We start from the raw sequence: 25,648 nt of genomic DNA on the forward strand, positions 1-25,648 counted from the left end.
GTGGGCGACACCCTCTACACCCAGCTGCTCGACCTGGCCTGCGGGGCCTTCCTGCTGGCCGCCGTGGTGGTGCTGTGGCTGCGCCAGCTCGCCTCCATCGTGCGGGTGTTCGCCCTGCAGGGCGTGGCGCTGGCCGCCGTCGCCGCCCTGCTCGGCGCCCACGAGGGCCGCTGGGAGCTGCTCGCCGTCGCCGTCGGCATCGCCCTGCTGCGGGCCGGACTCCTGCCCCACCTGGTGCGGCGCGCCCTGTCCGCGCCCGCCTGGCCGGCGCACCCCGGCCACCACTACGAGGAGGACGTCAGCGAGGCGCGCGAGACCCGGCCGCTGGTCAACGTCGCGGCGTCCCTGCTGAGCGCCGCCCTGCTGACCCTGCTGTCCTACGCCGTGGCCAGGCCCCTGGTCGAGCTGAACCCCACCCCCGCCACCAGGGCCCTGCCGGTGGGGCTCGCCGTCGTCCTGACCGGGTTCTTCACCCTGGTCACCCGGCGCCGCGCGCTGGCGCAGGTGGTCGGCTTCCTGCTGATGGACAACGGCATCACCGCCGTCGCCTTCCTGGCCGCCTCCGGAGTGCCGCTCATCGTCGAACTCGGCGTCTCCTTCGACGTCCTGCTCGCCGTGCTGGTGCTGCGGATCCTCACCACCCGGATGCGGGCCGCCTTCGGCGGAACGGGCATCGACGACCTGCGGGAGCTGCGCGAATGGTGACGCTGGCGCTGCTGACCGGGCCCATCGCGGTGCCGCTGGCCGTCTCGGGCGCCCGCGCGCTGGGCGGCGTCACCGTACGATCCCGGCCGCGCCGGCGCGTACGGGTGCCGGCCGCACCCCGCCCGGTCGCGGCGCTGCCCGGCGGCGGGCCGGCGCCCGGGCCGCCGCCGCCCGCCGGTCTCCCGGACGCAGGGCTCCCGGACACCGGGCCCCCCGACTCCGCGCTTCCGGCCGTGCGCGACGGTGCGGTGCGGCGCGACGGATGGGAGGCGGCGGGCGTCCTTTGCGCCCTCACCGTCCTCGCCTGCGCCGCCGGCCTGGCCGTCACCGTCACCCGGCACGGCCCTGCCACCGCGTACGGCCGGCTGCTGCGCGCGGACGCGCTGAGCGTGTGGATGCTGCTGGCCGTCGGCGCGGTCGCCACCCTCGCGCTGGCGGCCGGGCCACGGGGCCCGGACCGTGACGCGGCCGCCGCCCGGCGCTACGACGTCCTCGTGCACGCCCTCCTCGCGACGCTGGGCCTCGCGGTGCTGGCCGCCAACCTGGGGGTGCTGTGGATCGCCATCGAGGCCACCACGATCCTCACCGCCTTCCTGGTCGGCCACCGGCGCACCCGGGCCTGCGTCGAGGCCGCCTGGAAGTACATGGTGATCTGCTCGGCCGGCATCGCCCTGGCCCTGCTGGGCACCGTGCTGATCTACTACGCCGCCCGGCAGGCCGGGGTCCCCGAGGCCCTCGCCCTGGACTGGCCCACCCTGGCCCGGCGGGCCGGCGGGCTCGACCCGGCCGTCACCCGGCTCGGCACGGGCCTGGTCGTCCTCGGCTTCGGCGCCAAGGCCGGGCTCGCGCCGCTGCACGCCTGGCTGCCCGACACCTACGGACAGGCGCCCGCGCCGGTCGCCGCGCTGATGTCCGGGGTGCTGTCCTCGGTGGCCTTCGCCGGGCTGCTGCGCTACAAGGTCATCGCGGACGCGGCGCTCGGCCCCGCCTGGAGTTGCGCCCTGCTCACCGGCACCGCCCTGCTCACCCTCGCGCTCGCGGCGGCGCTGCTGCTCGCCCAGCGCGACTACCGCCGGATGCTGGCCTATTCGAGCATGGAGCACATGAGCCTGATCGCCCTCGGCGCCGCCGTCGGCACCCCGCTCGCCGCCTCCGCCATGCTGCTGCACATCCTGGGCCACGGCCTCGCCAAGACCGTCGCGTTCTGCGCCGCCGGGCACCTGGAGCGGCTGCGGGGGACGACCCGGATCGGGCGGGTACGGGGCCTGCTGGCCGAGGCGCCGGTGCTGGGCACGGCCCTCGCGCTGGCCGTGCTCGCACTGCTCGGGCTGCCGCCGTCCGGGCTCTTCGCGGCCGAACTGGGCCTGGTGCGCGCGGGCTTCGCGGCCGGCATGGGCTGGTCCACGGGTGCCGCGCTGGTGCTGCTGCTGACCGCGTTCGCCGCCCTGGGCACGCGGACCGCCCGGATGCTGCTGGGTCCACCACCCGCCCCGCGCCCGCCGGCCCGCCTCGGCGCGCGGACCGCCCTCCCGCTGCTCGCCGGCCTGCTGCTGTGCGCGGCGCTGGGCGTGGGCACCGGGCCGCTGACGGGCCTGCTGGCCTCGGCCGCCGAGATCGCCGGAGGGCGCTAGCCGTGGATCCGCGTCCCGCCTTCAGGACGGTCACCGACATCGACGTCGCCGAACTCCCCGGCAGAGCCGTCGGCCTGCTGCGCGCGGGCCACCGGCTCGCCCTGGTCGCCGCCCACCACGACGCGGCCGGCGCCCCCTTCGGCCGCGCCCTGCGCGTGGTCCACCTCTTCGTCTCCGGGCCGCCCGACACCCGTACCGAACTGCACGTACGCCTCGACCCGGACGGCCCCGAGCTGCCGACGCTGGCGCATCTGTCCTTCCCCGGCGGCCGGTTCGAGCGCGAGATGCGCGACCTGTACGGCATCGTCCCCCTCGGCCACCCGCTGCCGCACCGCCTGGTGCGGCACTTCCACTGGCCGCGCGGCTGGTACCCGATGAGCCCGCGGGCGGGAGAGGTGCCGCCCTTCGCCGAGCCCGAGGGCCCGTACCCCTTCCTGGAGGTCGAGGGCGACGGCGTGTACGAGATCCCCGTCGGCCCGGTGCACGCCGGGCTCATCGAGCCGGGGCACTTCCGCTTCTCCGTCGTCGGCGAGACCATCATCAAGCTCAAGGCCCGGCTGTGGTTCACCCACAAGGGGGTCGAGAAGCTCTTCGAGGGCCGCACCGTGGAGCGCGGCCTGCCGCTGGCCGAGCGGATCAGCGGGGACACCGCCGTCGGCCACGCCCTCGCGTACTGCCTGGCCGTCGAGGAGGCCGCCGGCATCCAGGTGCCCGAGGACGCCCGCCGGGCGCGGGCGCTGCTCCTGGAGCTCGAGCGCCTGCACAACCACGTGGCCGACCTCGGCGCCCTGTGCACCGACGTCGGCCACGGCATCCTGGGCACGCACGCGCAGCGGATCCGCGAGGCGCTGCTGCGGCTGAACCGCGAGGTCACCGGGCACCGGCTGCTGCGGGGCGGCGTCGTGGTGGGCGGAGCGCACCTGCGCGCCGTGCCCGGGCGGGCCCGGATGCGGGCCCTCGGCGACGACATCCGCTCCGTCGTGGGGCTCGCCCTCGGCCACACCACCGTCCGCGACCGCTTCACCGGCACGGCCGGGCTGCCGGCCGCCGCCGCCCGGGACCTGGGCTGCCTGGGGTACGTGGCGCGGGCCAGCGGTCTGGTCCGGGACGCCCGTCTCGCGCACCCGCTGTGCGACTACGGGCCCGCCCTCGACGTCCCGGTGCACACCGGCGGCGACGTGCTGGCCCGGTTCCTGGTGCGGGCGGAGGAGGCCGACACCTCGCTCGCCCTCGTCGGGCACCTCGCGGAGGGCCTGGCCGCGGGCGAGTGCGCGGGCCGGCCGCCGGCCCCCGGCTCCGGGCGGGGCGCGGTCCGCGCGGGGGTGGGCATCGTGGAGGGCTGGCGCGGCACGATCGTCACGCGCGTCGAGCTCGCCGGGGGCGGGGAGCTCACCCGGGTGAAGGCGGCCGATCCGTCGTTCTTCAACTGGCCCGCGCTGCCGGTGGCGCTGGCGGACACGATCGTTCCGGACTTCCCGCTGGCCAACAAGAGCTTCAATCTCTCCTACGCCGGCAACGACCTCTGAACCGCCTGCCCCCGGGCGCCTACTGGGAGTGCGCGCCGATGTAGAAGAGCAGCCAGATGAAGCCGGCCAGGACGTGGCCGAAGACCACGTAGATGAGCACCCGCCAGCCGACGGCCTTCTCGGCGTACTTCTCGTTGTCGGTCATCGGTCCTCGGCTCCGCTCTGTGCGCCCCGCAGCTCCGTCAGGAGCTCCTCCTGGCCGGTCAGTACGTCGGTCAGCAGGCGCCGGGCGGCACCCAGCAGCTCCGCCACGTCGCCGCCGGCCAGGGCGTAGACGACGGTGGTGCCCTCGCGGGTGGCGGTGACGATGCCGGAGCGGCGCAGGACGGCGAGCTGCTGCGAGAGGCTGGAGGGCTCGATCCCGATCGCGGTGAGGAGGTCGCGCACCGGCATCGGCCCGTCCTGCAGCAGCTCCAGGACCCGGATGCGCACCGGATGCCCGAGCATCCGGAAGAACTCCGCCTTCGCCTGGTAGAGCGGCACCCGCACCCCGATCAACTCCTGCCCTGCCCGTCTTCCTCGTCCGCCGCCGCGTCCGTCACGACGCCGTGCGCGAGGGCCAGCCGGAGGGCGTCGTCGAGCTCGTCCTCCGCGACGGCCGCCGCGTAGCTGTCCCCGGCGGCCCGGGCCTCCGCCAGCGCGGCCCGCGCGGCGCGCACTCGTTCCCGCATCGCTTCGGCGAACGCACTCACGGTGTCCCCCTGCGTCGATCGTCGGCTGCCCGCACAACTGGTGAATTGAAGAATTCTGCAATTCTAGGGCAGCGCCGCCCGGTCGTGGACCGCGTGGGTGAGCCGTGATGCCCTTCGGGTGTGTTTGTCACATGATCGTAGGTCCGTTTTGTTAACTTTTCACCGCTTGTCCCGTGTCCTTGTGCGGCTGGGGGTGTGTGGTGGCGATTTCGGCGAGTGGAGCCCGGCTGGCGACGGCCCGTGCGTGCCCCGACCCCGCCGTGCCCGGCGAGAGGACCCCCGGCCCGCAGTACGCCCAAGGCACCCCGGACCGGCCCCCCGCCGATGTCCGGCCCGGCTCCGGAGGCGGGCCCGGCGGTCCCGGCCCCGGCGGCCCGGGGGCACCGGGATCGGGTGGGACGGGCCGGAACGGGCCGGGCTCCGGCGGCCCGGGGGGACCGGGCGGCCCGGACGTGGCCGAGCCGACCGGCAGCGGCGGCCCCACGGGCTACGACTACGCGGGATTCAGCCGCCTGGCCGGGGAACTGACCGAGCCGCCCACGGGCGGCTACAAGGTCGCCTACCGGCGCCTGCTGAGCCGCGGCCCCGGCGGCGGGATCGGGGTGATGCTCCTGGTGGCGGCCGCCCCCCTGGTGTCCGTGGCGCTCCTGGTCTGGCTGATCTCCCCCGACCACTGGCTCCACCGCCCCTACGTCACCGACTGGGAGCGCTGCGCCGACTCCGTGATGCTGGTCTCCATCGGGCTGATCGAGCTGTTCCGCGTCGTCAACGTCGCCTCCAACGCCCACGCCACGTGGGTCGCGAGGGACCCGGTGCCGGTACGGGCCCAGCCGGGCACCCGCGTGGCGTTCCTGACCAGCTTCGTCCCCGGCAAGGAACCGCTGTCCATGGTGCGGGCCACGCTCGAGGGCGCGGTGCGCATCCGGCACCGCGGCCACCTGGACGTCTGGCTGCTGGACGAGGGCGACGACCCCGAGGTCAAGCGGCTCTGCGAGGGCCTGGGCGTACGCCACTTCTCCCGCAAGGGCGTGGCGCGCTGGAACCAGCCCTCCGGCTGCTTCCGGGCCCGCACCAAACACGGCAACTACAACGCCTGGCTGGACGCCCACGGCGACGCCTACGAGTTCATGGCCTGCGTCGACACCGACCACGTGCCGCTGTCCAACTTCCTCGAGCGCATGCTGGGCTACTTCCGCGACCCCGACGTGGCGTTCGTCGTCGGCCCCCAGGTCTACGGCAACTACACCACGGCCGTCACCAAGGCCGCCGAGAGCCAGCAGTTCCTCTTCCACGCCCTGATCCAGCGCGCCGGGAACGCCTACGGCTCGCCCATGTTCGTCGGCACCAGCAACTGCGTCCGCATCAGCGTGCTGCGCCAGATCGGCGGCCTGTTCGACTCGATCACCGAGGACATGGCCACCGGCCTGGAGATCCACCGCCGGCGCAACCCCGCGACCGGCCGGCGCTGGAAGTCGGTCTACACCCCCGACGTGCTGGCGGTGGGGGAGGGGCCGTCGTCGTGGACGGACTTCTTCTCCCAGCAGCTGCGCTGGTCGCGCGGTACGTACGAGACGCTGCTGCGCCAGTTCTGGCGGGCGGTGTGGACGCTGCCGCCCGGACGGCTGGTCAACTACGCCTTCATGGTCGCCTACTACCCGATGGCCGCGCTCAACTGGATGCTGGGGGCCCTGACCTGCGCGCTGTTCCTGGGGCTGGGCGCCTCGGGCATCGCCGTGGAGTCGTCGCTGTGGCTGATGCTCTACTGCGACGCGGCGGCGCTGCAGGTGGGCCTGTACGTGTGGAACCGGCGGCACAACGTCAGCCCCCACGAGCCGGCCGGCTCCTCCGGAGCCGCGGGCATGGTGATGTCCGCGCTCTCCGCCCCGCTGTACGCGCGCTCGCTCAGCGAGGCGCTGCTGCGCCGGCGCTCGCGGTTCGTCGTCACCCCCAAGGGCGACTCGGCCAGCCCCGACCGCGTGGCGACCTTCCGCACCCACCTGGTGTGGGCGGCGGTGTTCGCGCTCTCGCTCGCCGCGTCCTGGGCGTTCGGCCACGCCCACACGGCGATGCGGGTCTGGGCCGGCCTGGCCCTGGTGACCGCCCTCGGCCCGCTGGCGGTGTGGCAGGGCGGACTGTGGCGCGAGCGCCGCCCGGCGGACGCCGCCCGGGCCCCGGTGGTCGCCCTCGCCGTCGCGTCGGAGGCGGCCGGACCCGAGCCGCAGGGCGGTGCCTCGCGGCCGGTGGGCCAACGGCGTCCGCTGTGAGCGGTGCCCCGCCCGGCCGGGGGCAGTGACAGTACTCGTGTGATCGATGGGATGTGAGTGCGGTGAGGTATCTGCCGAACCCGAGCCCGAAGGCGCGCAAGGTGGCCCTGAGCACCGGCTGCGTCCTGGCACTGCTCGCGGCCAACGGGCCGGCCGCCACCGGGTTCGCGGAACGCGCCTGGCACGAGTACGCCGTCAACCAGCCCGCGTACAAGGCCCGCTACGGCCACTGGGACGTCGTCGACGTCCCCGCGCGGTTCCGCGTCAACGCCATCCACGCCGCCCTGCTGCGCACCGGCAAGGTGCTGCTGATCGCGGGATCGGGCAACGACGAGAAGAAGTTCAGGGCCGGCACCTTCCGCAGCGTGCTGTGGGACCCGGTGCGCAACACCTTCAAGACGGTCCCGACGCCCAAGGACATGTTCTGCGCCGGGCACGCCCAGCTCCCCGACGGCCGGCTGCTGGTGGCGGGCGGCACCGCCCGCTACGAGAAGCTGACCGGCGACGTGGACCGGGCCGGCGGCGCGATGCTGGTGAAGAACGAGAACCCCGACGCCCCCCGGACCTTCCCCGCCGGCACCGTCTTCGTGGGCTCCGCCGGCAAGCGCTACCGCTCCCGGCTGCCGGTCCTCGTGCCGCGCGCGACGAAGGACGTCCGCGAGGAGGGCAAGGGCAAGAAAAAGAAGAAGAAGGTGCGGGTCACCGCCTCCCAGGCCCGCGTCTACGTCGAGGCCGTCACCGCGGGCGAGAGCGGCATCACCCACACCGCGGACCAGTACCGCATCCAGGGGCTGACGGGGAAGGACGTCCACGACCTGTACGGCCTCGCGGCCAAGCTGGGCCTGGACAAGAAGGACTTCCAGGGGCTCAAGGACGCCTACGAGTTCGACCCGATCGCCGAGCGCTACGTCCCCGTCGACCCCATGTCCGAGGCCCGCTGGTACCCCACCCTGGTCACCCTCCAGGACGGCCGCGTCCTGGCCGTCTCCGGCCTCGACGACATGGGCGAGATCATCCCCGGCAAGAACGAGATCTACGACCCCCGCACCCGCCGCTGGTCCGCCGGGCCCAACCGCTACTTCCCCACCTACCCCGCCCTCTTCCTCACCGGCGGCGGCCGCCTGTTCTACTCCGGCTCCAACGCCGGCTACGGCCCGGCCGACCGGGGCCGCGCTCCGGGGCTGTGGAACGTGGAGACCAATTCCTTCGTCCTCGTCCCCGGCCTGCCGCAGCAGGACATGACCGAGACCTCCGCCTCGGTGCTGCTGCCCCCGGCCCAGGACCGCAGGGTGATGCTCCTGGGCGGCGGCGGGGTGGGGGAGTCCCACGAGTCCACCCCGCGCACCGCCATCGCCGACCTGAGCGTGCCCTACCCCCGCTACGTCCCCGGCCCCGACCTGCCCCAGGGCACCCGCTACCTCAACGCCGTACTGACCCCCGACGACCGGGTGTTCACCACCGGGGGCTCCCGCGACTACCGCGGCAAGCGCGGCTCCGACATCCTGCGCGCCCAGTTCTACGACCCCGCGCGCCGCGCCTTCCGCACCGCCGCCGCCCCCACCGTCGGGCGCGACTACCACTCCGAGGCCCTGCTGCTGCCCGACGGGCGGATCGCGGTGTTCGGCTCCAACCCGCTGTTCGCCGACAAGGACGACACCCGCATGGGCACCTTCGAACAGCGCATCGAGGTCTACACCCCGCCCTACCTCTACCGCGACCGCCGGCCCGCGCTGCCGTCCGCCCCGCTCGAGGCCGAGCGGGGCAGGGCCGTACGCCTGCCCGGGACCGATCCCCGCCAGAAGGTCACCGCCCGGCTGATGCGCCCGAGCGCGGTCACCCACGCCACGGACGTCGAGCAGCGCTCCGTCGCCCTGGCCGTCGCGGTCCGGGACGGCGCGCTCACGGTGACGGTCCCGGAGGACCCCTCGCTGGTGCCCGCCGGCTGGTACATGCTCTTCCTCACGGACCGGGCGGGAACGCCGTCGCGGGCGGCGTGGGTGCACGTGCGGTGAGGCGCGGCCGGCGCCTCAGCCCGCAGGTGGCGGCGGTGGCGGTGGCGGGGGAGGCGGCGGTGGTGCGGGCGCCGGCACCGGAGAGGGCGCCGGGGGCTGGGGCTTGAGGAGAGGCTGTCCCCCGGCCAGCCCCAGGGCGTACTCCGGCCACCAGCGGCCCGCCGGGGGAGCTCCCCGGCAGGAGCCGTCCGACTCGCCGGGACGCTTGATCCACACGAAGGCGTCGACGCGGGCGTCGCCCGTCGCCGTGGTGGGCGGCGTGCCCAGCGCACGGCCCGGCGGGTTGCACCACGACTCGTCGTCGCCGCTCCCGGGCGGGGGCGGGGGCAGCGGGCCGTTGCCGTTGCGGCTGGTGTCGATGATGTAGTGGGCGCCGTCCAGCCGCCCGGACAGCTCGTCGCCGTAGGCGCGGGTGACCGGTGTGGTGTGGAAGTTGGAGACGTTCAGCGCGAATCCGTCGGCCTGGCCGATGCCGGACCTGCGCAACGCCTCGGCCAGCAGCTCCTGGTCGGAGATCCACCCGGCGTTGCCGGCGTCGATGTACACCGAGGTGCCCCGCCGGGCCTTGAACGCGCGGACCGCCTCGGCCAGCAGCTCCAGGCGCTCCTGCTTCGCCTCCTGGGGCAGGCAGGTCGCCCACTGGGCGATGGCGTCGGGCTCGAGGACCACCCACGCCCGGTGTTCGCCGATCCCGTCGGTGGCGCGCGCCACCCACTCCCGGTAGGCGGCCGCGTTCGGCGCCCCGCCGGAGGAGTACTGGCCGCAGTCGCGGTGCGGGATGTTGTAGGCCACCAGCACGGGGATGCGGCCCGCGCGCTCCGCCTCCTCGGTCACGCGCGCGACCTCCGCGCGCGGGTCGTCGCCGGGCATCCACACCGCCGTCGGCTGTTCGGCGATGCGCCGCATGACCGCGGCGTCCTCCTCGCGGCCCCGCTCCTGCCAGGTCAGCGCCTGCTTGCCGGCGCGGGGGGCGGGCTCGGTCCAGAACGGCGAGTCGGAACCGCCGCCGGCCCCGGCGGCGGCCGACGGGGCGGCGCCGGCCGCCACGCACACGGCGCTCGCGCACGCCAGCGCGAGGGCCCGGCCACGCACACCGGTGGGACGACGGGTCGTACGCACGCGCGGCATGGGCGTCACCTCTTCCTGCCGGATCCCGGTGGTCATACCAGCTTGAAATATGACGAACCATTGACCGGGGATTTCGCGCGCCGCACGGGGCGTCGTTGCTCCGGACGACTCAACCCGTGCCCAGGACCCGCGCCAGGTCGTACCCGACCGGCTCCTCCAGCTGCGCGTACGTGCACTGCTCCGGCTCCCGGTCCGGGCGCCAGCGGCGGAACTGCGCGGTGTGCCGGAAGCGGTCGCCCTGCATGTGGTCGTAGGCGACCTCGACCACCCGCTCCGGGCGCAGCGCCACCCACGACAGGTCCTTCTTGCCGGTCCAGCGGCTCGGCCCGCCCGGCAGCCGGCCGGCCGCCTGGGCCTCGGCGCTGGCCCACTCCTGCCAGGGATGCCCCGTCACGTCCGGCATCCGCAGCGGCTCCAGCTCCGTCATCAGCTCCTGCCGGCGGCGCATGGGGAACGAGGCGCACACCCCCACGTGCTGCAGCCGTCCGGCGTCGTCGTACAGCCCCAGCAGCAGCGAGCCGACCACGGGCCCGCTCTTGTGCGGCCGCAGACCGGCCACCACGCAGTCGGCGGTGCGCTCGTGCTTGACCTTCACCATGACCCGCTCGCCGGGCCGGTAGGGCATGTCGGGCGGCTTGGCGACCACTCCGTCCAGGCCCGCGCCCTCGAACTGCTCGAACCACCCCCGGGCCTCGGCGAGGTCGTCGGTGACGGGGGCGACGAACACGGGGTCGCGCACGCCGCGCAGCGCCTCGGCCAGCCGGTCCCGGCGCTCCCGCTGGGGCCGGGCCAGCAGCGAATCGTCGCCGAGGGCGAGCAGGTCGAAGGCGACGAGGCTCGCCGGTGTCACCCCGGCCAGGTGGCGCACCCGGGAGTCGGCCGGGTGGATCCGCTCCAGCAGGGCGTCGAAGTCCAGCCGGCCGCCGCGCACGATGACGATCTCCCCGTCCAGCACGCAGCGCTCGGGCAGCTGTTCCAGCAGGGCCGCCACGAGCTCGGGGAAGTAGCGGGTGAGCGGCTTGCCGGTGCGGCTGCCGAGCTCGATCCCGGCGCCGTCGCGGAAGACGATCGCCCGGAAGCCGTCCCACTTGGCCTCGTACAGCATGCCGGGCGGAATGGCCGCGGCGGGCTTGGCGAGCATGGGCTGCAGGGGCGGCATCACCGGAAGGTCCATGGTCGGGATTCTGCGGGCGGCGCGGCCAGCGCACCCCGGCCCGCGCCCGCCGACAGGCGCCGTCCGCCCGGGCGGCCTAGCGTGGCACCCATGGCAGAGGCGCTGGAGCTCACCGTCGGCGAGCGCACGGTAAGGCTGTCCAACCCGGACAAGGTCTACTTCCCCGCACGCGGGTTCACCAAGTACGACCTGGTCCGCTACTACCTGAGCGTCGGCGACGGCGTCCTGCGCGCCCTGCGGGAGCGGCCCACCACGCTGGAGCGCTACCCCGACGGGGTCGAGGGCGAGTCGTTCTTCCAGAAGCGGGCGCCCAGGAACCTCCCCGAGTGGATTCCCACCGGCCGCATCGCCTTCCCCAGCGGCCGGTACGCCGACGAGATCTGCCCCACCGAGACGGCGGCGGTCCTGTGGGCGGTGAACCTGGGGTGCCTGACCTTCCACCCCTGGCCGGTGCGGCGCGGGGACACCGACCACCCCGACGAGCTGCGCATCGACCTCGACCCGCAGCCCGGCACGGGCTACGCCGACGCGGTGCGGGCCGCGCTCGAGCTGCGGGACGTCCTGGAGGGGCTCGGGCTGAACGGCTGGCCCAAGACCTCCGGCGGGCGCGGCCTGCACGTGTTCGTGCCCATCCGGCCGGACTGGACCTTCGTGCAGGTGCGCCGCGCCGCCATCGCGGTCGCCCGCGAGCTGGAGCGCAGGGCGCCGGAGCGGATCACCACCGCGTGGTGGAAGGAGCAGCGCGGCGAGAAGATCTTCGTCGACTACAACCAGACCGCCCGCGACCGCACCATCGCCAGCGCCTACTCCGTGCGCCCCCGCCCCCACGCGCCCGTCTCGGCGCCGCTGCGCTGGGAGGAGCTGACCGACGCCGTGCCCGAGGACTTCGACCTGGCGACCATGCCCGCCCGCTTCGCCGAGGTCGGTGACCTGCACGCGGACATGGACGCCCGGCCCGGCTCCCTGGAGGCGGCGCTCGACCTGGCCGCCCGCGACGAGCGCGAGCACGGCCTGGGCGACCTGCCCTACCCGCCGGAGCACCCCAAGATGAAGGGCGAGCCCAAGCGCGTCCAGCCCAGCAGGGCGAAGAAGACCGACGGCTGACGCCCCATCGGGCCCGCGCCACCCCAACGAAGCGTCCGTAGGCATCCCGCGTACGGACGGTTCGTTGTGCCATCCGGGTCTTCATCTTGATTTGTGTTTATGGCGACATTTCAGGTGGAACTCGGACAATGCGTGACCCACTTCGCATCGAGGGAGTTCCCATGTTCAGTACGCTCGCCGTCCACTGCAGGAAGGCCTCGGCCGCTGTACTGGCGGTGGCCGCGCTCGGCGGATCGCTGCTCGCCGCCGTACCGGCCCAGGCCCTTCCGCCCGTCCGGCCCTACGGTGCGGTCATCGCCTCCTCGGGCATCAACGAGCGCGTGTTCCCCACCACCGACTCCGCCGTCAAGGGCGTGCTCAAGTACCACGCCCAGGTCGCGCTCCGCTGCCGGGCCAGGGCGCAGGACGTCGCCGGCAACGCCCTGTGGTACATGCTGAGGGAGCGCAACACCTGGGTGTCCGGTCGTTATGTCGACACCACGGGGGAGGTCCCGCTCTGCAGGACCCTCACCCGCAGCGCGCTGGACGAGAGCGCCGAGTCCCGCCGGGCCATGGGCTGAGGTCACCGGGGGGCCGCTGTGCGGCACCCGGGCGGTCCGGGCGGGGCCGGGCCGCCCGGGTGCGGTGAACCCCGCCGGGCCGCCCGGGGCCGTGAAAGCGTTCAGTCGGCCATGACCAGGCCGTCCCGGGCGGCGCCCCGGGAGAGCACGGCCCGGCGGATGTGCTCCCTGGCCTCGGCGAGGTCCGCCCGGCCCGGCTCCATGACCACCGCCCGGCCCAGGTCCAGCACCCTGAACGGCCCCCGCAGATCCGTGAGCTGGGGGAGGAACTCCGCCCTGGTCACCCGCCAGCGCTGCCCCGCCCGGGCGGGCGGGGCGAAGGTGAAGCGGGCGATGGAGCTCTGGTTGCCCCGGCTGTCCTGCGCCCCCTCGGGGTTGTACATCTCGCCCGCGAGCTGGTCGCCCATGCCGTAGACCACCCACGTGCCGTTGACCTTCTCGTACGCCTGCGGCACGTGGTTGTGCGTGCCGAGGATCAGGTCGATGTCGGGGCGGCCCCCGGTGGTGGCGGCCGTCAGCCGCCGCGCCAGCGTCAGCTGCTGTTCGTCCGGCTCCTGCTGCCACTCGGTGCCCCAGTGCAGGCTGACCGCCACCACGTCCGCCCCGGCCTTCCGGGCGGCCCTCGCGTCGGCGAGGATGCGGTCCGCGTCGATGAGGTTGACCGTCCACGGCCGGCCCTCGGGGACGGGGATGCCGTTGGTGGCGTACGTGTAGGAGAGCTGGGCGACCTTGGCCGGGCCGGTCCGCAGCAGGTTCACCTGCGCTCCTTCGGCGGCGGAGCGCGCCGACCCGGTGTGCCGCAGGCCGGCCGCGTCCATCGCGTCGAGGGTGCGCCGCACGCCCGTACTCCCCGCGTCCAGCGTGTGGTTGGAGGCCGTCGAGCACGAGTCGTACCCCGTATCCCGCAGCGCCCGGGCCACGTGCGGAGGGGAGACGAACGCCGGATAGCCGCTGAAGGGCCCCTTCTCCTCGCCGTAGACCGTCTCCATGTGGCAGATCGCCACGTCGGCGGCGGAGACGACCGGCCGGACCCCGGCGAGCATCGGCCGGAAGTCGTAGCCCGTGCCCGACGCGCGGCCGTCCTCCCGCGCCTGCCGGATGACCGAGTCGTGGGGGAGCACGTCCCCCGTGGCCACCAGGGTGAAGCCGGCGGGCTCCGCCCTGCCCGGCGCCGGGGCCGCCCTCCGCTGCCGCTGCAGCTGCTCGCCCGGCGGGGAGCAGCCCGACCCCGCCAGGGCCAGTACGCCCAGTGCCGCCACCACCGTGGCCGTGCCCGTGTGTTTCCGCATCGTTGGGACTCCCGCTTCTCCGCCGAAAAAACGCACGCCTCATATGACTTATATGTGCGCGCATGTCGGATTTCGCGGAGAGGGGGGCCGGAAGTGGTGGAGAAAGCCGTCCACCACGCGGTGACCGGCGCCTAGAGTTGCGTCACGTCACGGGCACTCGTACCGGCCGGAAGGAAGAGCGCGTTGGACCACGCGATGCATGGTTGTGTCCTGCTGCTGGACGGCACCCCCGACCGGCGGCGGGGCGCCCTGCCGAACCCCACCGCGCACGCCATCGCCGGTGCCGGCCCCCGTGGCTTCCTCGCCGCCGCCTCGGCCGACGTGGTGCAGCTGCCCGCCATGGCCGGACCCCAGAGCGTGCTGGCCTACCTGCGCGACGCCGTCCGGGTGCCCGGACCGCTGCTGATGTGGGTCACCGGCCACCTGATGGTCCCGGCCCGCCGCAGCACCGAGATCCACCTGGCGCTGCGCGAGAGCACCGCCGCCACCGTCCGCTACACCGGCCTGCCCTGGGAGTGGCTCACCCGCACCCTGCGCGAACACGCCGGCCCCACCCTGCTCCTCGTCGACGCCGAGGCCGACGCCCACGCGTGGCCGCACGTGGCCGCCGCCGCCCACGACGGCCGGCTGGCCGCGGGCCTCGCCCTCGGCGGCGTGATCACCCCCACCCCGGACAAGCCGTCACTGGAGGCCGGCCCCTACACCCGGGCCTTCCTCACCGCGCTGTCCGCCGGCCACCCCACCGCCGGTCCCGTCCTCGACCCCGGCCTGCTGCACCACCTCGCCCTCTCCCAGGCCGCACTGCCCGAGGGCGCCCTCCCGCTTCTGTACGGCAGCACCGGCCCCGTCCTCGCCAACCGCGCCGCCCCGAGGCCCGCCGCCCCGCCCCCGCCCCGGGCCGTCCCCGAGCATCCCGCACCCCCCGCGCCCGAGCCGCCCGTACCGGAGGAGGCGACGGACCCGCTGCCCCGCATCCTGGCCGCCGCCCACGCCGGCCGGCACAACGAGGCGGCCGCCATGGCCGCCGCCTGGGAGCAGCAGACCCTGCGCCGCCACGGCCCGCACAGCCCCGAGGCCGGGCTGTGGGTGGAGGTGCGCGCCGACCTCGCCCGGCTCGCCGGCGACCACCCGCGCGCCGCCGAACTGTGGATGTCGGCCGCCGCCAACCGCCTGGAGCGCGGCGGGGCGTCCGACGCCGAGGCCCTCGCGGCGCTCCGCCGCGCCCACTACTGCTGGCAGCACAGCGGAGAGCGGGCGCACGGCCTGGCACCCGCCCTCCTCGCGCTGTGGGAGCGGGTCCCCGACGGCGCCGGGGCCGCCGCGGACGTCCGCGCCCGCCTCCAGGAAGCCCCGCCCGCCGTCCCCCGCTAGGGCCTAGCCGCCGCGGTCCGCGCTCCACCAGCGGGCCTTGTACATCCCGCCGCGCAACAGCGTCCGCGTGCCGTCGGGCTGATAGAGCGCCAGCGTGGTGGTGCACCACGCGCAGGAGTGCCCCGGCTCCGGCCGGGTCACCAGCACCCGGCCACCGGGGTCGTCCCCGACGCTCTTGACGTCCGGACCGCTGATCCGCGACCGCAGCGGGTAGGACACGAAGGCCTGCTCGACGGTCGAGTACTGGTACACCGCCGAACGGGTCGTCACCCACAGCCGTCCCGGCGTGCTCAGCACCGGGGCCAGGTCGTGGCCGCCGCGCGTGGGCAGCTCCACCCGCCGGTCGACCCACAGGTCGGGGTCGCGCGGCGTGCCGCCCACCCGCAGCCCGACGAGCTGACGGCTGCCCAGCGCCCACAGCAGCCGCGTGCGCGGATCCCAGTGCACTCCGTGCGCCCCGGCCAGGGCCACCTGGACGTGCCGGGTGGCCCGCGGGCCGGCCGACGCCGCGTACAGCCGGACGAAGCCGCCCGTGCTCGCCGCCACCGCCACGTTCCCGTCGGGCAGCAGCTCGATGCTGTGCGCGTTGCCCTCCCCGGTGTCCGCCGCCCAGTACACCTCGCGGTCCGGATAGCCCACGACGGCAGCCAGCCCGCCGGAGGCCGCGGTCAGCAGATAGCGCCTGCCGCCCAGCCGGCGGAGCTTGACCTCGCTCGGGTTCGTCCACGTCGTGGCGGGATCCAGGTCCTCCAGGCCCTGCGGCCCGTCGGCGCTCCACGACCACAGCACGCCCCGGTCGTCGCCCTGGGCGTCCCACTCCCGCCGGTCCGAGTCCAGCACGTACACCGACCGCGTCGCCTGGTCCGCCGCCACGATCGGGGTTCCCGCCGCGGCGCCCGCACGGCCCCGGCCCCCGGCTCCCGCCGCCGCGCCCGGTACGGCGGCCGCCAGCGACACCGCCAGCAGGGCGGCCAGCCACAGCCGTCTCATCGCGCCACCCCCGGCGTCCGCACGCTCCCCTTGCCCATGCGGAGCAGCATCGGCCGCGCGCCGCCGGGCGCGGCGGTGCCACGCCCGGCACTCAGCCACACGGCCCAACGCCGGTCCGACCATCCCAGGAGTGCGCCGGATGGATGATTTTCCGGGTTCGTCCCGATGCGCGGGCGTGTTTGCGGGGAGGGTGAGTGGAGCGACAGCCCTGCTCCCGACCGTGGTGGGTGGACAGCCGATGACGACGACCGAATCCGTGTCAGACGAGTTCCCCGTACGCTTCTGGAACGTCGAGGACCTGCGGGGGCTGGACTTCGACCCCTTCATGGCCCGGCAGCTGCGGGACGAACCCGTCTCGCGGGTCAAGCTGCCCAACGGCGAGGGGCACGCCTGGTTCGTGACCCGCTACGAGGACGTCAAGTTCGTCACCTCCGACCCCCGCTTCAGCCGGCAGGCCGTCGTCGGCCGCCCCATCACCCGGCTCGCCCCGCACTTCATCCCGCTCGACGAGGCGGTGGGCTTCGCCGACCCGCCCGAGCACACCCGGCTGCGCAAGGCCGTCGCGAAGGCCTTCACCGCCCGCAGCCTCGAGCGGCTGCGCCCCGGCGCCCAGCGCGCCGCGGACGCGCTGCTGGACGAGATGGAGGACGAGGGCCCGCCCGCGGACCTGATGAAGCACCTGCACGGCCCGCTGCCGCTGGCCGTGATCAGCGACCTGATGGGCGTCCCCCAGGAGGACCGGCCGCGGATGGCCAAGTGGACGAACATCCAGCTGTCCGCCGGCTACGGCCGCGAGGCCAGCGAAGAGGCCAAGGGGGCCATGGCCTCCTACTTCACCGAGCTGCTGCGCTCGCGCCTGGAGGAGCCCCGCGACGACCTGGCCGGCGACCTGGCCGAGGCCACCCGGCAGGACGACCTCAGCACCGAGGAGGCCGTCGCGATCGCGCTGCTCATCCAGGCGAGCGCCGCCCACGCCGTGCGCAACAACAGCGCCAACATGGTCTACGCCCTGCTCACCCACCCCGAACACCTGGCCCGGCTGCGCGCCGAACCCGCCCTGCTGCCCCAGGCGATCGAGGAGCTCCTGCGCTACATCCCGCACCGCAACGCCGTCGGCCTGGCCCGCGTCGCCACCGAGGACGTCGAGGTGGCGGGCGTGCGGATCCGGGCGGGAGAGGTGGTGCACTCCTCCTACCTCACGGCCAACCGCGATCCCGCCGTCTTCGAGCACCCCGACGAGCTCGACTTCAACCGCGAGCACGTCCCGCACCTGTCCTTCGGCCACGGACCGCACTTCTGCCTGGGCTCGATGCTGGCCCGGCTGGAGTCCGAGATCATCCTCTCCTCGCTGATCGCGCGCTTCCCGAAGCTGCGCCTGGCGGAGCCGCTCGAGGACATCCGCTGGCAGCGCAGCGCGCTCATCCGGGGCCCGGAGAACCTGCCCGTCACCTGGTGACCGACGTCCGGCCACGCCCCGGCCGCACCGAAAGGCCCGCACCATGACGCTCATCACCGCCCCCGACGGACTGGTCGTGCCCCCCGGAGAGGGGCGGACCCTGGTCACCGCCGCCCAGCAGGTGACGTTCAAGGTCACCGGCGAGCACTCCCGGGCGGCCTCGAGCTTCGAGGTCCTCGTCCCGCCGGGGTTCGACGTCGGGGCCCATCTGCACACCCGCAGCGAGGAGCTGTTCTACGTGCTCGAGGGCGAGCTCGACGTCCTGGCCTTCGAGCCCCGCGTCCGCACCCGCGACAACTGGCGGGAGTGGGAGTCCGCGACGGGGCAGCGCAGCGTGCGGGCACGGCCCGGCACGATCATCGTCGTGCCGCCGGGCTGCCCGCACGCCTTCGCCAACCCGACGTCCGAGCCGGTGCGGATGTTCTTCCAGGCGTCGCCGCCGCCGGACCACGAGCGCTACTTCGAGGAGCTCTTCGAGATCCTCAACTCCGGCCCGCAGGTGGACCACGAGGCGGTCGCCGAGCTGCGCAAGCGCTACGACATCGAGCAGCTCACTCCGCTGCGGATGCGTCCGGTCCCGGCGTCAGACGCCGCTCCCGGGGCGTGATGGCCAGGTCGTTGATGCTGGCGTAGCGCCGGCGCATCAGGCCGTCGGGGGCGAACTCCCAGTTCTCGTTGCCGTAGCTGCGGTACCACTGCCCCGCCGCGTCGTGCCACTCGTACTCGAAGCGCACGGCGATGCGGTCGTCGGTGTGTGCCCACAGCTCCTTGCGCAGGCGGTAGTCGAGCTCGCGCGCCCACTTCTCGCGCAGGAAGGCCACGATCTGCTCGCGGCCGGTCAGGAACACGTCGCGGTTGCGCCACTGGCAGTCCTCGGTGTAGCCGAGGGCGACCCGCTCGGGGTCACGGCTGTTCCAGGCGTCCTCGGCGGCCCTGACCTTGAGCAGGGCGGTCTCGGTGGTGAACGGCGGGAACGGCGGCTTGCTGTCGGGCATGACTCTCCCCTGGTCCGTACGACATGGAGAACGATCGTTCTCCCCGGTGTGCGGTAGCGTAGGAGAACGATGGTTCTCACGCAAGGAGAGGGCGGGTTGCGCATGAGCGGGGCACCGGCGGGGGAGGACGCCGAGGGCCGCGTCCTCGACGCGGCCGAGGAACTCTTCTACGCCCACGGCCTGCAGGCCGTGGGCATGGACGCCCTGCGCACGGCCTCGGGCGTCTCCCTCAAGCGCCTCTACCGGCTCTTCCCGTCCAAGGAGGCGCTGGTCGAGGCGTATCTGCGGCGCCGCGACGAGCGCTGGCGCGCGGAGCTGGCCGCGTACGCCGACGCCAGGCCCGCCGGCCGGGAGCGGCTGCTCGCGGTCTTCGACTGGCTCGGGACCTGGTTCGCCGAACCGGGCTTCCGCGGCTGCGCGTTCGTCAACTCCTTCGGGGAGCTGGGCTCCTCCTCGCCGGGCGTGGCCGCGGCGGCCCGGGCGCACAAGGACGCCTTCCGCCGCTACCTGGCCGGGCTGGCCGCCGGGGCCGGGGCGCCCGCGCACCTGGCGGACCAGCTGCTGCTGCTCGCCGAGGGCGCGATCACCACGGCGGCCCTGTCGGGCACGGCCGCCCCGGCCCGGCAGGCCCGCGAGGCAGCGGGCGTGCTGCTCGACGCCGCCTAGGGCGTGTCCTGGCCCGCCGCATGGACGGTGCCCCCGGAGGGAAGGCCCCTTCCCGAAAAGGATCTTGCGCCGTAAGGAGCCCTCCGTGCACCGCCTCACCTACGACGACGTCGAGCGGGCCGCCGGCCGCGTCGCCGGCCACGTCCGGCCGGTCACCGTCACCCAGGCCGGCCCGAATGTGTGGCTCGGGCTGGAACACATGCAGCACACCGGCTCCTTCAAGGCCAGAGGCGCCCACAACTTCCTCGCCGCCCACCGCGAGGCCGGCACCCTGCCCGAGGCCGGCGTGACCATCGCCTCCGGCGGCAACGCCGGACTGGCCTGCGCCTGGGCCGCCCGCCAGCAGGGCGTGAGGGCCACCGTCTTCATGCCGGAGAACGCCCCGCACGTCAAGGTCGCGGGGCTGCGCGGCTACGGCGCCGACGTCCGCCTGGTGGGCACCGAGTACGCCCAGGCACTCGCCGCCTGCGAGGAGTTCGCCGCCACGACCGGCGCCCTGGCCAGCCACGCCTACGACCACCCGCTGATCGCGGCCGGCGCGGGCACCCTCCTCGACGAGCTCCGCGCGGCCGTCCCCGGCCTGGACACGGTCGTCGTCGCGGTCGGCGGCGGCGGGCTCCTCGCGGGCGTCGCCACCGCCGCCCGGCACCACGGCATACGCACCGTCGCGGCCGAACCCCTCAACTGCCGCGCCCTGGACGCCGCCCTCGAGGCCGGCCGCGTCGTCGACGTCGAGGTGGACTCCGTCGCCGCCGACGCCCTCGGCGCCCGCCGGGTCTCCCGCGCCGCGCTGGCCGCGGCCCAGGGCGACGGCGTGCGCTGCGTGCTCGTACCCGACGGCGAGATCGTCCGCGCCCGCCAGGCCCTGTGGGACGACCGCCGGCTCGCCATCGAGCACGCCGCCGCCACCGCCCTCGCGGCGCTCGGCACCAAGGAGCCCGGCGCCTACGCCCCGGCCGACGGCGAGCGGGTGGCGGTGGTGATCTGCGGGGCCAACACCGACCCGAGCGACCTCGTGCGGCGCTAGGGCGTGCCCCAGGGCCGCACCCCTGAAGGTGAAGGGCTTTCACGGCCCTTCACTCAAAGTGGACTCTCCGCTAGAAATGGGGGCAGTCGCACACACGGGGGGTACCGGACATGAACGGCCGCCACGCAGCGCCCACACCCGATCCCGGACACGGGACGGACGACGGGAGCGACCCCGGGAAGGCGCCCGAGGACCACGCCGGGTTCGTCGCCGTCTCCGTACGCCTCACCGGCTTCGACGAGTTCGACCTGCGCGCCACCGGCCTGGTCCGGCTCTACCACGACACCACCCTCGACCAGGTGGGCCGCCCCGCCGTGGGCCGCTTCCTCGCCGACCTGGACGCGGCCGGCGGCGACCCGGACCGGATCACCGACGAGACCTCGCGCGACATCGCCCGGGCCATCACCCACCTGTGGTACCTGGGCGTCTGGCCGCAGCTCGCCCGCTCCACGCACGCCGCGCTGCGCCGGGAGCGGGCCAACACCGCGTTCGTGGTCTCGCCCGAGGCGTACACCGAGGGCCTGGTCTGGCGGACCTTCCACGGCCACCCGCCGGGCGCCAAGCCGCCCGGCCACGGCACCTGGGCCGCCGCGCCGCCCGGCGCCCCCGTCCGGCCCGTCGCCCGGCGGACGGAGGGAGCCGCGTGAGCGCCGGCCCCGCCGGGCGGGACGCCCGCCGCCACGACGTCATCGTCGTCGGCGCCGGAATGGCCGGCTCCCTGCTCGCCAAGCAGCTGGGCGACCAGGGCTGGCGCGTCCTCGTCCTGGAGGCCGGCACCCGCACCCTGGACACCTGGCCCGGCTACCTCGACGCCCTGGACACCTACTACGCGGCCACGGCCAAGGTCCCCAACGCGCCCTACCGCCCCAACGCCGCCGCCCCCTCCCCGAGCGTCCTCGACCTCGAGGGCCTGCCCGCCGGCGGCTACCGCGCCCACGGCTACTTCCTGCAGAACGGCCCCCTGCCCTACTCCAGCGACTACCTGCGCGCCACCGGCGGCACCGCCATGCACTGGATGGGCATCGTGCCGCGCATGCACCCGGAGGACTTCGCGGTCCGCCGGCGGTACGGCTACGGCCGCGACTGGCCCATCGGCTACGACGACCTCGAGCCCCACTACCGCGCCGCCGAGCGGGCCCTGGGAGTGGCGGGCGACGCCGACGAACAGCGCGAGGGGGCCGGCCTGCCGTTCCCGCCCGGCTACGTCTACCCGATGCGCGCGATCCCCCGCAGCTACCTCGACGCCGTGCTCGCCCACCGGCTCGACGGGGCCGCGGTCCGCGAGCGGCCCGACGGCCCGGACACCGTCCTGCGCGTCGTCGCCACCCCCCACGCCCGCAACGGCACCCCCGACCCGCGGTACGACGGCGGCCGGGGCCACCGTCCCGCCGGGGCGGCGGGCCTGCCCAACTACGGCGAGCGCTGCGTCGGCAACGCCTCCTGCGTGCCGATCTGTCCCGTGCAGGCGAAGTACAACCCCCTCAAGACGCAGGCCACCTGGAGCCCCCGCGTCACCCTGGTCGACCGGGCCGTCGTCAGCCGGGTGCTCACCGCCGCGAACGGCCGCGTCCGCGGCGTCGAGTACCAGCGGTACGACGACCCCGCCACGCCCGCGCACACCACCCGTACCGCCGAGGCGGACATCGTCGTCCTCGCCGCCCACGCCATCGAGAACGCCAGGCTGCTGCTGGTCTCCCGGCTCGCCGGGAGCAGCGGACAGGTCGGCCGCAACCTCATGGACCACCCCATGCTCCTCACCTGGGGACTGATGGACCAGCAGGTCGGCCCCTTCCGCGGGCCCGGGTCCACCTCCGGCCTGGAGAGCTTCCGCACCGGCCCCGCCCGGGGCACCCGCGCCCCCTTCCGCATCGAGATCGGCAACTGGGGCTGGAGCTGGCCCGCCGGCTCACCGGGCACCGACGTCGCCCGGCTGCTGGGCATCGACGCCGACACCGGCCGGCCGCGCGGCAGGGGAGTGTTCGGGAAGAAGCTGCGCGAGAGCCTGGGACGGGACCTCGGCCGCCAGTTCAGCCTGCAGTTCGCCTTCGAGCAGGAAGCCGAGAGCCGCAACCGCGTCACGATCGACCCCTCCCACCGCGACCCGCTCGGCAACCCCCGGCCCGTGCTCACCTACGACCTGTCCGAGCACGTCAAGCGCGGCATGGCCGCCGCCAGGACCGTCTCCGACCAGATCTTCCGGCTGCTCGGCGCCGAGGACCGCACCGGCTACGCCCCCGGCCCCCTCGCACCCGGCTGGTTCCGCCACGACGGCCGCGACTACGTCTTCAACGGCGCCGGCCACGGCGGCGGCACCCACATCATGGGCACCACGGCCCGCACGTCCGTGGTCGACCAGTGGCAGCGCTGCTGGGACCACCCCAACCTCTACGCCGTCGGCTGCGGCAGCATGCCCTCGATGGGCACCTCCAACCCGTCGCTCACCATGGCCGCCCTCGCCCTGCGCAGCGGCGAACGCATCCACCGCGACCTGCGGGAGCTGAAGGGGCCGGCGACCGTCGGCCGGCAGCAAGGAGGACGGCCGTGACCGCCACGACCAGGCCCTCGGTCCTCGCCGAACCGCCGTTCCGCGTCCCCGCCGACCGCGCCGACCTGCACCTGTTCCTCCAGGCCGCGCTCGCGCTGGAACACCTGACCATCCCGCCCTACCTGACGGCGATGTACACGCTGCGCCCCGGCACCAACCGGCCCGCCTTCTACGCCGTCCGGGCCGTCGTGCTCGAGGAGATGCTGCACATGGCGCTCGTCGCCAACCTCCTCAACGCGGTCGGCGGCGAGGTGCTGGTGGCCGACCCGCGCTTCGTCACCGGCTACCCGGCCCTGCTGCCCTACAGCAGGGACCGCATCACGGTGGCCCTGCGCCACTTCGGCGTCACGGCCCTGGAGACGTTCCTGCGCATCGAACAGCCCGAGTTCATGAGCGGTCCGCCGGGCCACCCCTCGACGCGGGGGGACGAGGGCTGGACGTCCATCGGGCAGTTCTACGGCACCATCCGCGAGGGCGTGCTGCGGCTGTCGGCCGAACTGGGCGAGCGACGGCTCTTCAACGGCGACCGCGCCCTGCAGGTGGGCCCCGAGCACTTCTACAACTCCGGCGGCGAGGTCTTCGCCGTCACCGACCTGGCCTCCGCCCTCAAGGCCCTGCGGGTGATCACCGAGCAGGGCGAGGGCGTGAACATGTCCGTCTTCGACTCCGACGACCGGATCTTCGGCGAGGCCCGGGAGCCGGCGCACTACTTCCGCTTCAACGAGATCCTGCAACAGCGCTCCTACGCCCCCGACGACACCCCGGCCGGCGGCCCCACCGGCCCCGCCGTCGACGTGACCTGGCACGACGCCTACCCCATCGACCCCGGGGCGAGGGTCGCCCACTACCCGCCCGGCAGCGCGGTGCGGCGGGCCGCCGAGGAGTTCAACGAGGTGTACGCCCAGCTGCTGTGCGTCCTCGAGTCCGCCTTCACGGGCGCGCCGCGCGCCATCGGGGACGCGGCGCCGGTGATGCTGCGGCTGCGGCACCTCGCCGAGCGGCTGTACCGGAACCCGCACCCCGACCCCGCCAAGCGGGCCCGGGGGCTGCACGCCAGTGCCACCTATGAGGTGACGGAGCGGCACTTCGAGCGGGCCCGCCGGTTCGTCCCCCGGCGCCGGGCGGGCTGAGAGGCCCGCCCGGCGGCGGAGGACGGTCAGGGGCGGTCAGGGACGGTCAGGAGTGGCCGGCTCCGGACGCCCCGGCCGGCGGCGCCGCGGTCTTCGCCGGCGGCGGTTCGGCGGGCGGTGCCACCGTCCGCTCCCGCGGTGCCGTGGCCGGCGGCGGGGCGCTGCGCTCCACCGGAGCGGCCGCGGTCGTGCGTACGGGCGGCGCCGCCGTCCTTTCCACCGGAGCCGCCGCGGTCGTGCGCACGGGCTGGGCGGGCGTCTTGTCCACCGGCTGCGTCACCGGCGGCCGCACGCCGGGCGTGCGCGGGGCGGTGGAGGCGCCGCCGCCCGTGGGGGTGTGGGGCGGCGGCAGCGGGGGCGTGGCCGTACGGCGCGGTGTCGACGGCGTGCCGAGGGGCGGCCGGGACGTGCCGGGCCCGCCGGACGACGGGGTGCCGGAGGGCGTGGAAACCGGTGGCTCCGAGGCGCTGCCGGAGGACGACCCCGAGGGGTCCGGCGTCGTGGACGCGGTCCCGCTCGGCGCCGTGGACGGCGTCGCCGTCGGCGTCGTCGGCACCGTCGGCACGGAAACGGGGCCGGAGTCCTTCGTGCCGTCCGTGCCCGCCGGGCGCTCGAAGCCCTTGTCCGGCTGCTTGGGGTCGACGAGCGTGATCTTCCGCATCGGCCCGTCGTCCTTGTCCCGGGGGACGACCACCGTGACCCGTACGTTCACGAAGCCCTCCCAGCGCGGGCCCTTGTACGTCGAGTCCTTGCGGTCGATGTTCCCCGGCTCTTTCAGCGGGTTGCCGCAGTTGCACTTGACCGCCGGCTGACCGTACTCGTCGACCAGCACGGCGATGCCCGCCTGCAGGACCGAGAGGTACTCCACCGTCTTGCCGTCGCCCTGGTAGTTGTGGTTGCGCACGAGGGTGTCGCGCAGCAGCACCACCGACGTCAGGCTGTCCACGTGCTCCCTGAGCCGTTCGTAGACGATGCCCCGGGCCTCCGCCCACGCCCGCGCCTTGACCTCGTCGCGCGCGAGCTCCGTCAGCAGCTGCGCCTTGTCGCACTGCGAGGCCTTGCGGGTGCCGCCGAAGGCGCCCCGGGCGTCGCCCCGCGTGGTGTCCCCCGCCTGGGGGACGGACCGGACGCCCTGGACGTCGACGCCGGGCGACTTGAGGAACGCGTTCGCGGCGATCACACCGGTCGGTTCCAGGGCGATGTCCTTCACCGCCTTCGCCTCGTCCCCCTTCCCGCAGCCCACCACTCCCACGCCGGCGAGCAGTCCGGACGCGACCAGCAGCGCGACGACACGTATCCGTTGCACAGCGCACTCCCCCCATAGCCGATCTTGCGTTCCCGATGGATCCTGGCGTTCCTGATGTTCCTGGCGTTCCTGACACT

24 protein-coding genes are annotated in these 25,648 nt (G+C 74.7%); 15 read left to right on the forward strand and 9 right to left on the reverse strand.

What is annotated here, in order from left to right; genetic code table 11:
• The 3 genes from IE295_RS06605 to IE295_RS06615 are packed head-to-tail and all read left to right on the forward strand — an operon-like array spanning position 1 to position 3,862.
• Complete coding sequence (locus IE295_RS06605; protein WP_190062560.1) at positions 1-705, forward strand: hypothetical protein; 705 nt, start codon at positions 1-3, stop codon at positions 703-705.
• Positions 699-2,336, forward strand: coding sequence for a proton-conducting transporter transmembrane domain-containing protein (locus tag IE295_RS06610; RefSeq protein ID WP_190062561.1), 1,638 nt, complete (start codon positions 699-701; stop codon positions 2,334-2,336). Before IE295_RS06605 ends, IE295_RS06610 begins: the two co-directional genes overlap by 7 nt.
• A 2-nt stretch (positions 2,337-2,338) precedes the next feature.
• Positions 2,339-3,862 (forward strand): hydrogenase large subunit, encoded by a 1,524-nt coding sequence (locus IE295_RS06615; RefSeq protein ID WP_190062562.1) that lies wholly within the window; start codon positions 2,339-2,341, stop codon positions 3,860-3,862.
• 19 nt (positions 3,863-3,881) lie between these two features.
• Here the strand turns inward: IE295_RS06615 and IE295_RS33315 are convergent, their stop codons facing one another.
• Genes IE295_RS33315 through IE295_RS06625 form a run of 3 tightly spaced genes read right to left on the reverse strand, consistent with a single transcriptional unit; the run spans position 3,882 to position 4,554 of the window.
• Positions 3,882-4,007, reverse strand: coding sequence for a DUF6126 family protein (locus IE295_RS33315; protein ID WP_224323139.1), 126 nt, complete (start codon positions 4,005-4,007; stop codon positions 3,882-3,884).
• On the reverse strand, positions 4,004-4,351 hold the full coding sequence (locus tag IE295_RS06620; protein ID WP_190062563.1) for an ArsR/SmtB family transcription factor: 348 nt from the start codon (positions 4,349-4,351) through the stop codon (positions 4,004-4,006). Before IE295_RS06620 ends, IE295_RS33315 begins: the two co-directional genes overlap by 4 nt.
• Positions 4,352-4,356: 5 nt before the next feature.
• Entirely contained in the window at positions 4,357-4,554 is a 198-nt protein-coding gene (locus IE295_RS06625) for a hypothetical protein (protein ID WP_190062564.1), read from the reverse strand.
• A 452-nt stretch (positions 4,555-5,006) separates the two neighbouring features.
• Between IE295_RS06625 and IE295_RS06630 the strand changes: the two genes are divergently transcribed.
• Both IE295_RS06630 and glxA read left to right on the forward strand, forming a co-directional pair.
• A complete protein-coding gene (locus IE295_RS06630; protein ID WP_190062565.1) occupies positions 5,007-6,818 on the forward strand; it encodes a glycosyltransferase family 2 protein in 1,812 nt (603 codons plus the stop codon).
• Between the two features lie 62 nt (positions 6,819-6,880).
• Positions 6,881-8,830 carry a radical copper oxidase GlxA gene (glxA, locus tag IE295_RS06635; protein ID WP_190062566.1) on the forward strand — a complete coding sequence of 650 codons (1,950 nt, stop codon included), beginning with the start codon at positions 6,881-6,883 and terminating at the stop codon, positions 8,828-8,830.
• 15 nt (positions 8,831-8,845) lie between these two features.
• Here the strand turns inward: glxA and IE295_RS06640 are convergent, their stop codons facing one another.
• The gene (locus IE295_RS06640; protein ID WP_190062944.1) at positions 8,846-9,958 is read right to left on the reverse strand and encodes a glycoside hydrolase family 6 protein; all 1,113 of its coding nucleotides are present in this window, start codon (positions 9,956-9,958) and stop codon (positions 8,846-8,848) included.
• Positions 9,959-10,067: 109 nt separating this feature from the next.
• Positions 10,068-11,132, reverse strand: a complete 1,065-nt coding sequence (locus IE295_RS06645; protein WP_190062567.1) for an ATP-dependent DNA ligase — start codon at positions 11,130-11,132, stop codon at positions 10,068-10,070.
• A 90-nt stretch (positions 11,133-11,222) separates the two neighbouring features.
• Between IE295_RS06645 and ligD the strand changes: the two genes are divergently transcribed.
• Both ligD and IE295_RS06655 read left to right on the forward strand, forming a co-directional pair.
• A complete protein-coding gene (ligD, locus tag IE295_RS06650) occupies positions 11,223-12,236 on the forward strand; it encodes a non-homologous end-joining DNA ligase (RefSeq protein WP_190062568.1) in 1,014 nt (337 codons plus the stop codon).
• Positions 12,237-12,397: 161 nt separating this feature from the next.
• The gene (locus IE295_RS06655) at positions 12,398-12,796 is read left to right on the forward strand and encodes an SH3 domain-containing protein (protein ID WP_190062569.1); all 399 of its coding nucleotides are present in this window, start codon (positions 12,398-12,400) and stop codon (positions 12,794-12,796) included.
• 101 nt (positions 12,797-12,897) lie between these two features.
• Here IE295_RS06655 and IE295_RS06660 read toward each other — a convergent pair whose 3' ends face one another.
• Positions 12,898-14,085 (reverse strand): CapA family protein, encoded by a 1,188-nt coding sequence (locus IE295_RS06660; protein WP_190062570.1) that lies wholly within the window; start codon positions 14,083-14,085, stop codon positions 12,898-12,900.
• A gap of 183 nt (positions 14,086-14,268) precedes the next feature.
• Here IE295_RS06660 and IE295_RS06665 point away from each other — a divergent pair, with 183 nt between their 5' ends.
• Positions 14,269-15,456: a hypothetical protein gene (locus IE295_RS06665; RefSeq protein WP_190062571.1), complete on the forward strand. Its 1,188-nt coding sequence runs from the start codon at positions 14,269-14,271 to the stop codon at positions 15,454-15,456.
• A gap of 3 nt (positions 15,457-15,459) precedes the next feature.
• Here IE295_RS06665 and IE295_RS06670 read toward each other — a convergent pair whose 3' ends face one another.
• Positions 15,460-16,446 carry a DUF6528 family protein gene (locus IE295_RS06670; protein ID WP_190062572.1) on the reverse strand — a complete coding sequence of 329 codons (987 nt, stop codon included), beginning with the start codon at positions 16,444-16,446 and terminating at the stop codon, positions 15,460-15,462.
• Between the two features lie 238 nt (positions 16,447-16,684).
• Here IE295_RS06670 and IE295_RS06675 point away from each other — a divergent pair, with 238 nt between their 5' ends.
• A complete protein-coding gene (locus IE295_RS06675) occupies positions 16,685-17,902 on the forward strand; it encodes a cytochrome P450 (protein ID WP_190062573.1) in 1,218 nt (405 codons plus the stop codon).
• A 43-nt stretch (positions 17,903-17,945) separates the two neighbouring features.
• Positions 17,946-18,509: a cupin domain-containing protein gene (locus tag IE295_RS06680; RefSeq protein WP_190062574.1), complete on the forward strand. Its 564-nt coding sequence runs from the start codon at positions 17,946-17,948 to the stop codon at positions 18,507-18,509.
• Here the strand turns inward: IE295_RS06680 and IE295_RS06685 are convergent.
• The gene (locus tag IE295_RS06685; protein ID WP_190062575.1) at positions 18,454-18,897 is read right to left on the reverse strand and encodes a nuclear transport factor 2 family protein; all 444 of its coding nucleotides are present in this window, start codon (positions 18,895-18,897) and stop codon (positions 18,454-18,456) included. The two genes, IE295_RS06680 and IE295_RS06685, sit on opposite strands and share 56 nt — an antisense overlap.
• A 102-nt stretch (positions 18,898-18,999) precedes the next feature.
• On the opposite strand from IE295_RS06685, the gene IE295_RS06690 reads away from it, so the two are divergent.
• The 5 genes from IE295_RS06690 to IE295_RS06710 all read left to right on the forward strand — a co-directional run bounded on the left by IE295_RS06690 (position 19,000) and on the right by IE295_RS06710 (position 24,265).
• Positions 19,000-19,563 (forward strand): TetR/AcrR family transcriptional regulator, encoded by a 564-nt coding sequence (locus IE295_RS06690; protein WP_190062576.1) that lies wholly within the window; start codon positions 19,000-19,002, stop codon positions 19,561-19,563.
• An 85-nt stretch (positions 19,564-19,648) separates the two neighbouring features.
• Entirely contained in the window at positions 19,649-20,590 is a 942-nt protein-coding gene (locus tag IE295_RS06695) for a serine/threonine dehydratase (protein ID WP_190062577.1), read from the forward strand.
• A 110-nt stretch (positions 20,591-20,700) separates the two neighbouring features.
• On the forward strand, positions 20,701-21,237 hold the full coding sequence (locus tag IE295_RS06700) for a hypothetical protein (RefSeq protein WP_190062578.1): 537 nt from the start codon (positions 20,701-20,703) through the stop codon (positions 21,235-21,237).
• A complete protein-coding gene (locus IE295_RS06705; RefSeq protein WP_224323142.1) occupies positions 21,234-23,135 on the forward strand; it encodes a GMC family oxidoreductase in 1,902 nt (633 codons plus the stop codon). The genes IE295_RS06700 and IE295_RS06705 overlap by 4 nt, the downstream gene beginning before the upstream one ends.
• The gene (locus tag IE295_RS06710) at positions 23,132-24,265 is read left to right on the forward strand and encodes a ferritin-like domain-containing protein (RefSeq protein WP_190062579.1); all 1,134 of its coding nucleotides are present in this window, start codon (positions 23,132-23,134) and stop codon (positions 24,263-24,265) included. The genes IE295_RS06705 and IE295_RS06710 overlap by 4 nt, the downstream gene beginning before the upstream one ends.
• A 46-nt stretch (positions 24,266-24,311) precedes the next feature.
• Here IE295_RS06710 and IE295_RS06715 read toward each other — a convergent pair whose 3' ends face one another.
• Positions 24,312-25,571: a DUF6777 domain-containing protein gene (locus tag IE295_RS06715; RefSeq protein WP_190062580.1), complete on the reverse strand. Its 1,260-nt coding sequence runs from the start codon at positions 25,569-25,571 to the stop codon at positions 24,312-24,314.
• Positions 25,572-25,648 lie beyond the last annotated feature (77 nt).

Source organism: Streptomyces griseocarneus, from assembly GCF_014655595.1.
Lineage (GTDB): Bacteria > Actinomycetota > Actinomycetes > Streptomycetales > Streptomycetaceae > Streptomyces > Streptomyces griseocarneus.

Excerpts from the sequence above, each read along its gene's own strand:
- IE295_RS06690 (WP_190062576.1), top strand. The coding sequence starts at position 19,000 with ATGAGCGGGGCACCGGCGGGGGAGGACGCCGAGGGCCGCGTCCTCGAC.
- IE295_RS06700 (WP_190062578.1), top strand. The coding sequence starts at position 20,701 with ATGAACGGCCGCCACGCAGCGCCCACACCCGATCCCGGACACGGGACG.
- IE295_RS06675 (WP_190062573.1), top strand. The coding sequence starts at position 16,685 with ATGACGACGACCGAATCCGTGTCAGACGAGTTCCCCGTACGCTTCTGG.
- IE295_RS06655 (WP_190062569.1), top strand. The coding sequence starts at position 12,398 with ATGTTCAGTACGCTCGCCGTCCACTGCAGGAAGGCCTCGGCCGCTGTA.
- IE295_RS06670 (WP_190062572.1), bottom strand. The coding sequence starts at position 16,446 with ATGAGACGGCTGTGGCTGGCCGCCCTGCTGGCGGTGTCGCTGGCGGCC.
- IE295_RS06685 (WP_190062575.1), bottom strand. The coding sequence starts at position 18,897 with ATGCCCGACAGCAAGCCGCCGTTCCCGCCGTTCACCACCGAGACCGCC.
- IE295_RS06660 (WP_190062570.1), bottom strand. The coding sequence starts at position 14,085 with ATGCGGAAACACACGGGCACGGCCACGGTGGTGGCGGCACTGGGCGTA.
- IE295_RS06610 (WP_190062561.1), top strand. The coding sequence starts at position 699 with ATGGTGACGCTGGCGCTGCTGACCGGGCCCATCGCGGTGCCGCTGGCC.
- IE295_RS06680 (WP_190062574.1), top strand. The coding sequence starts at position 17,946 with ATGACGCTCATCACCGCCCCCGACGGACTGGTCGTGCCCCCCGGAGAG.
- IE295_RS06645 (WP_190062567.1), bottom strand. The coding sequence starts at position 11,132 with ATGGACCTTCCGGTGATGCCGCCCCTGCAGCCCATGCTCGCCAAGCCC.
- IE295_RS06640 (WP_190062944.1), bottom strand. The coding sequence starts at position 9,958 with ATGCCGCGCGTGCGTACGACCCGTCGTCCCACCGGTGTGCGTGGCCGG.
- ligD (WP_190062568.1), top strand. The coding sequence starts at position 11,223 with ATGGCAGAGGCGCTGGAGCTCACCGTCGGCGAGCGCACGGTAAGGCTG.
- IE295_RS33315 (WP_224323139.1), bottom strand. The coding sequence starts at position 4,007 with ATGACCGACAACGAGAAGTACGCCGAGAAGGCCGTCGGCTGGCGGGTG.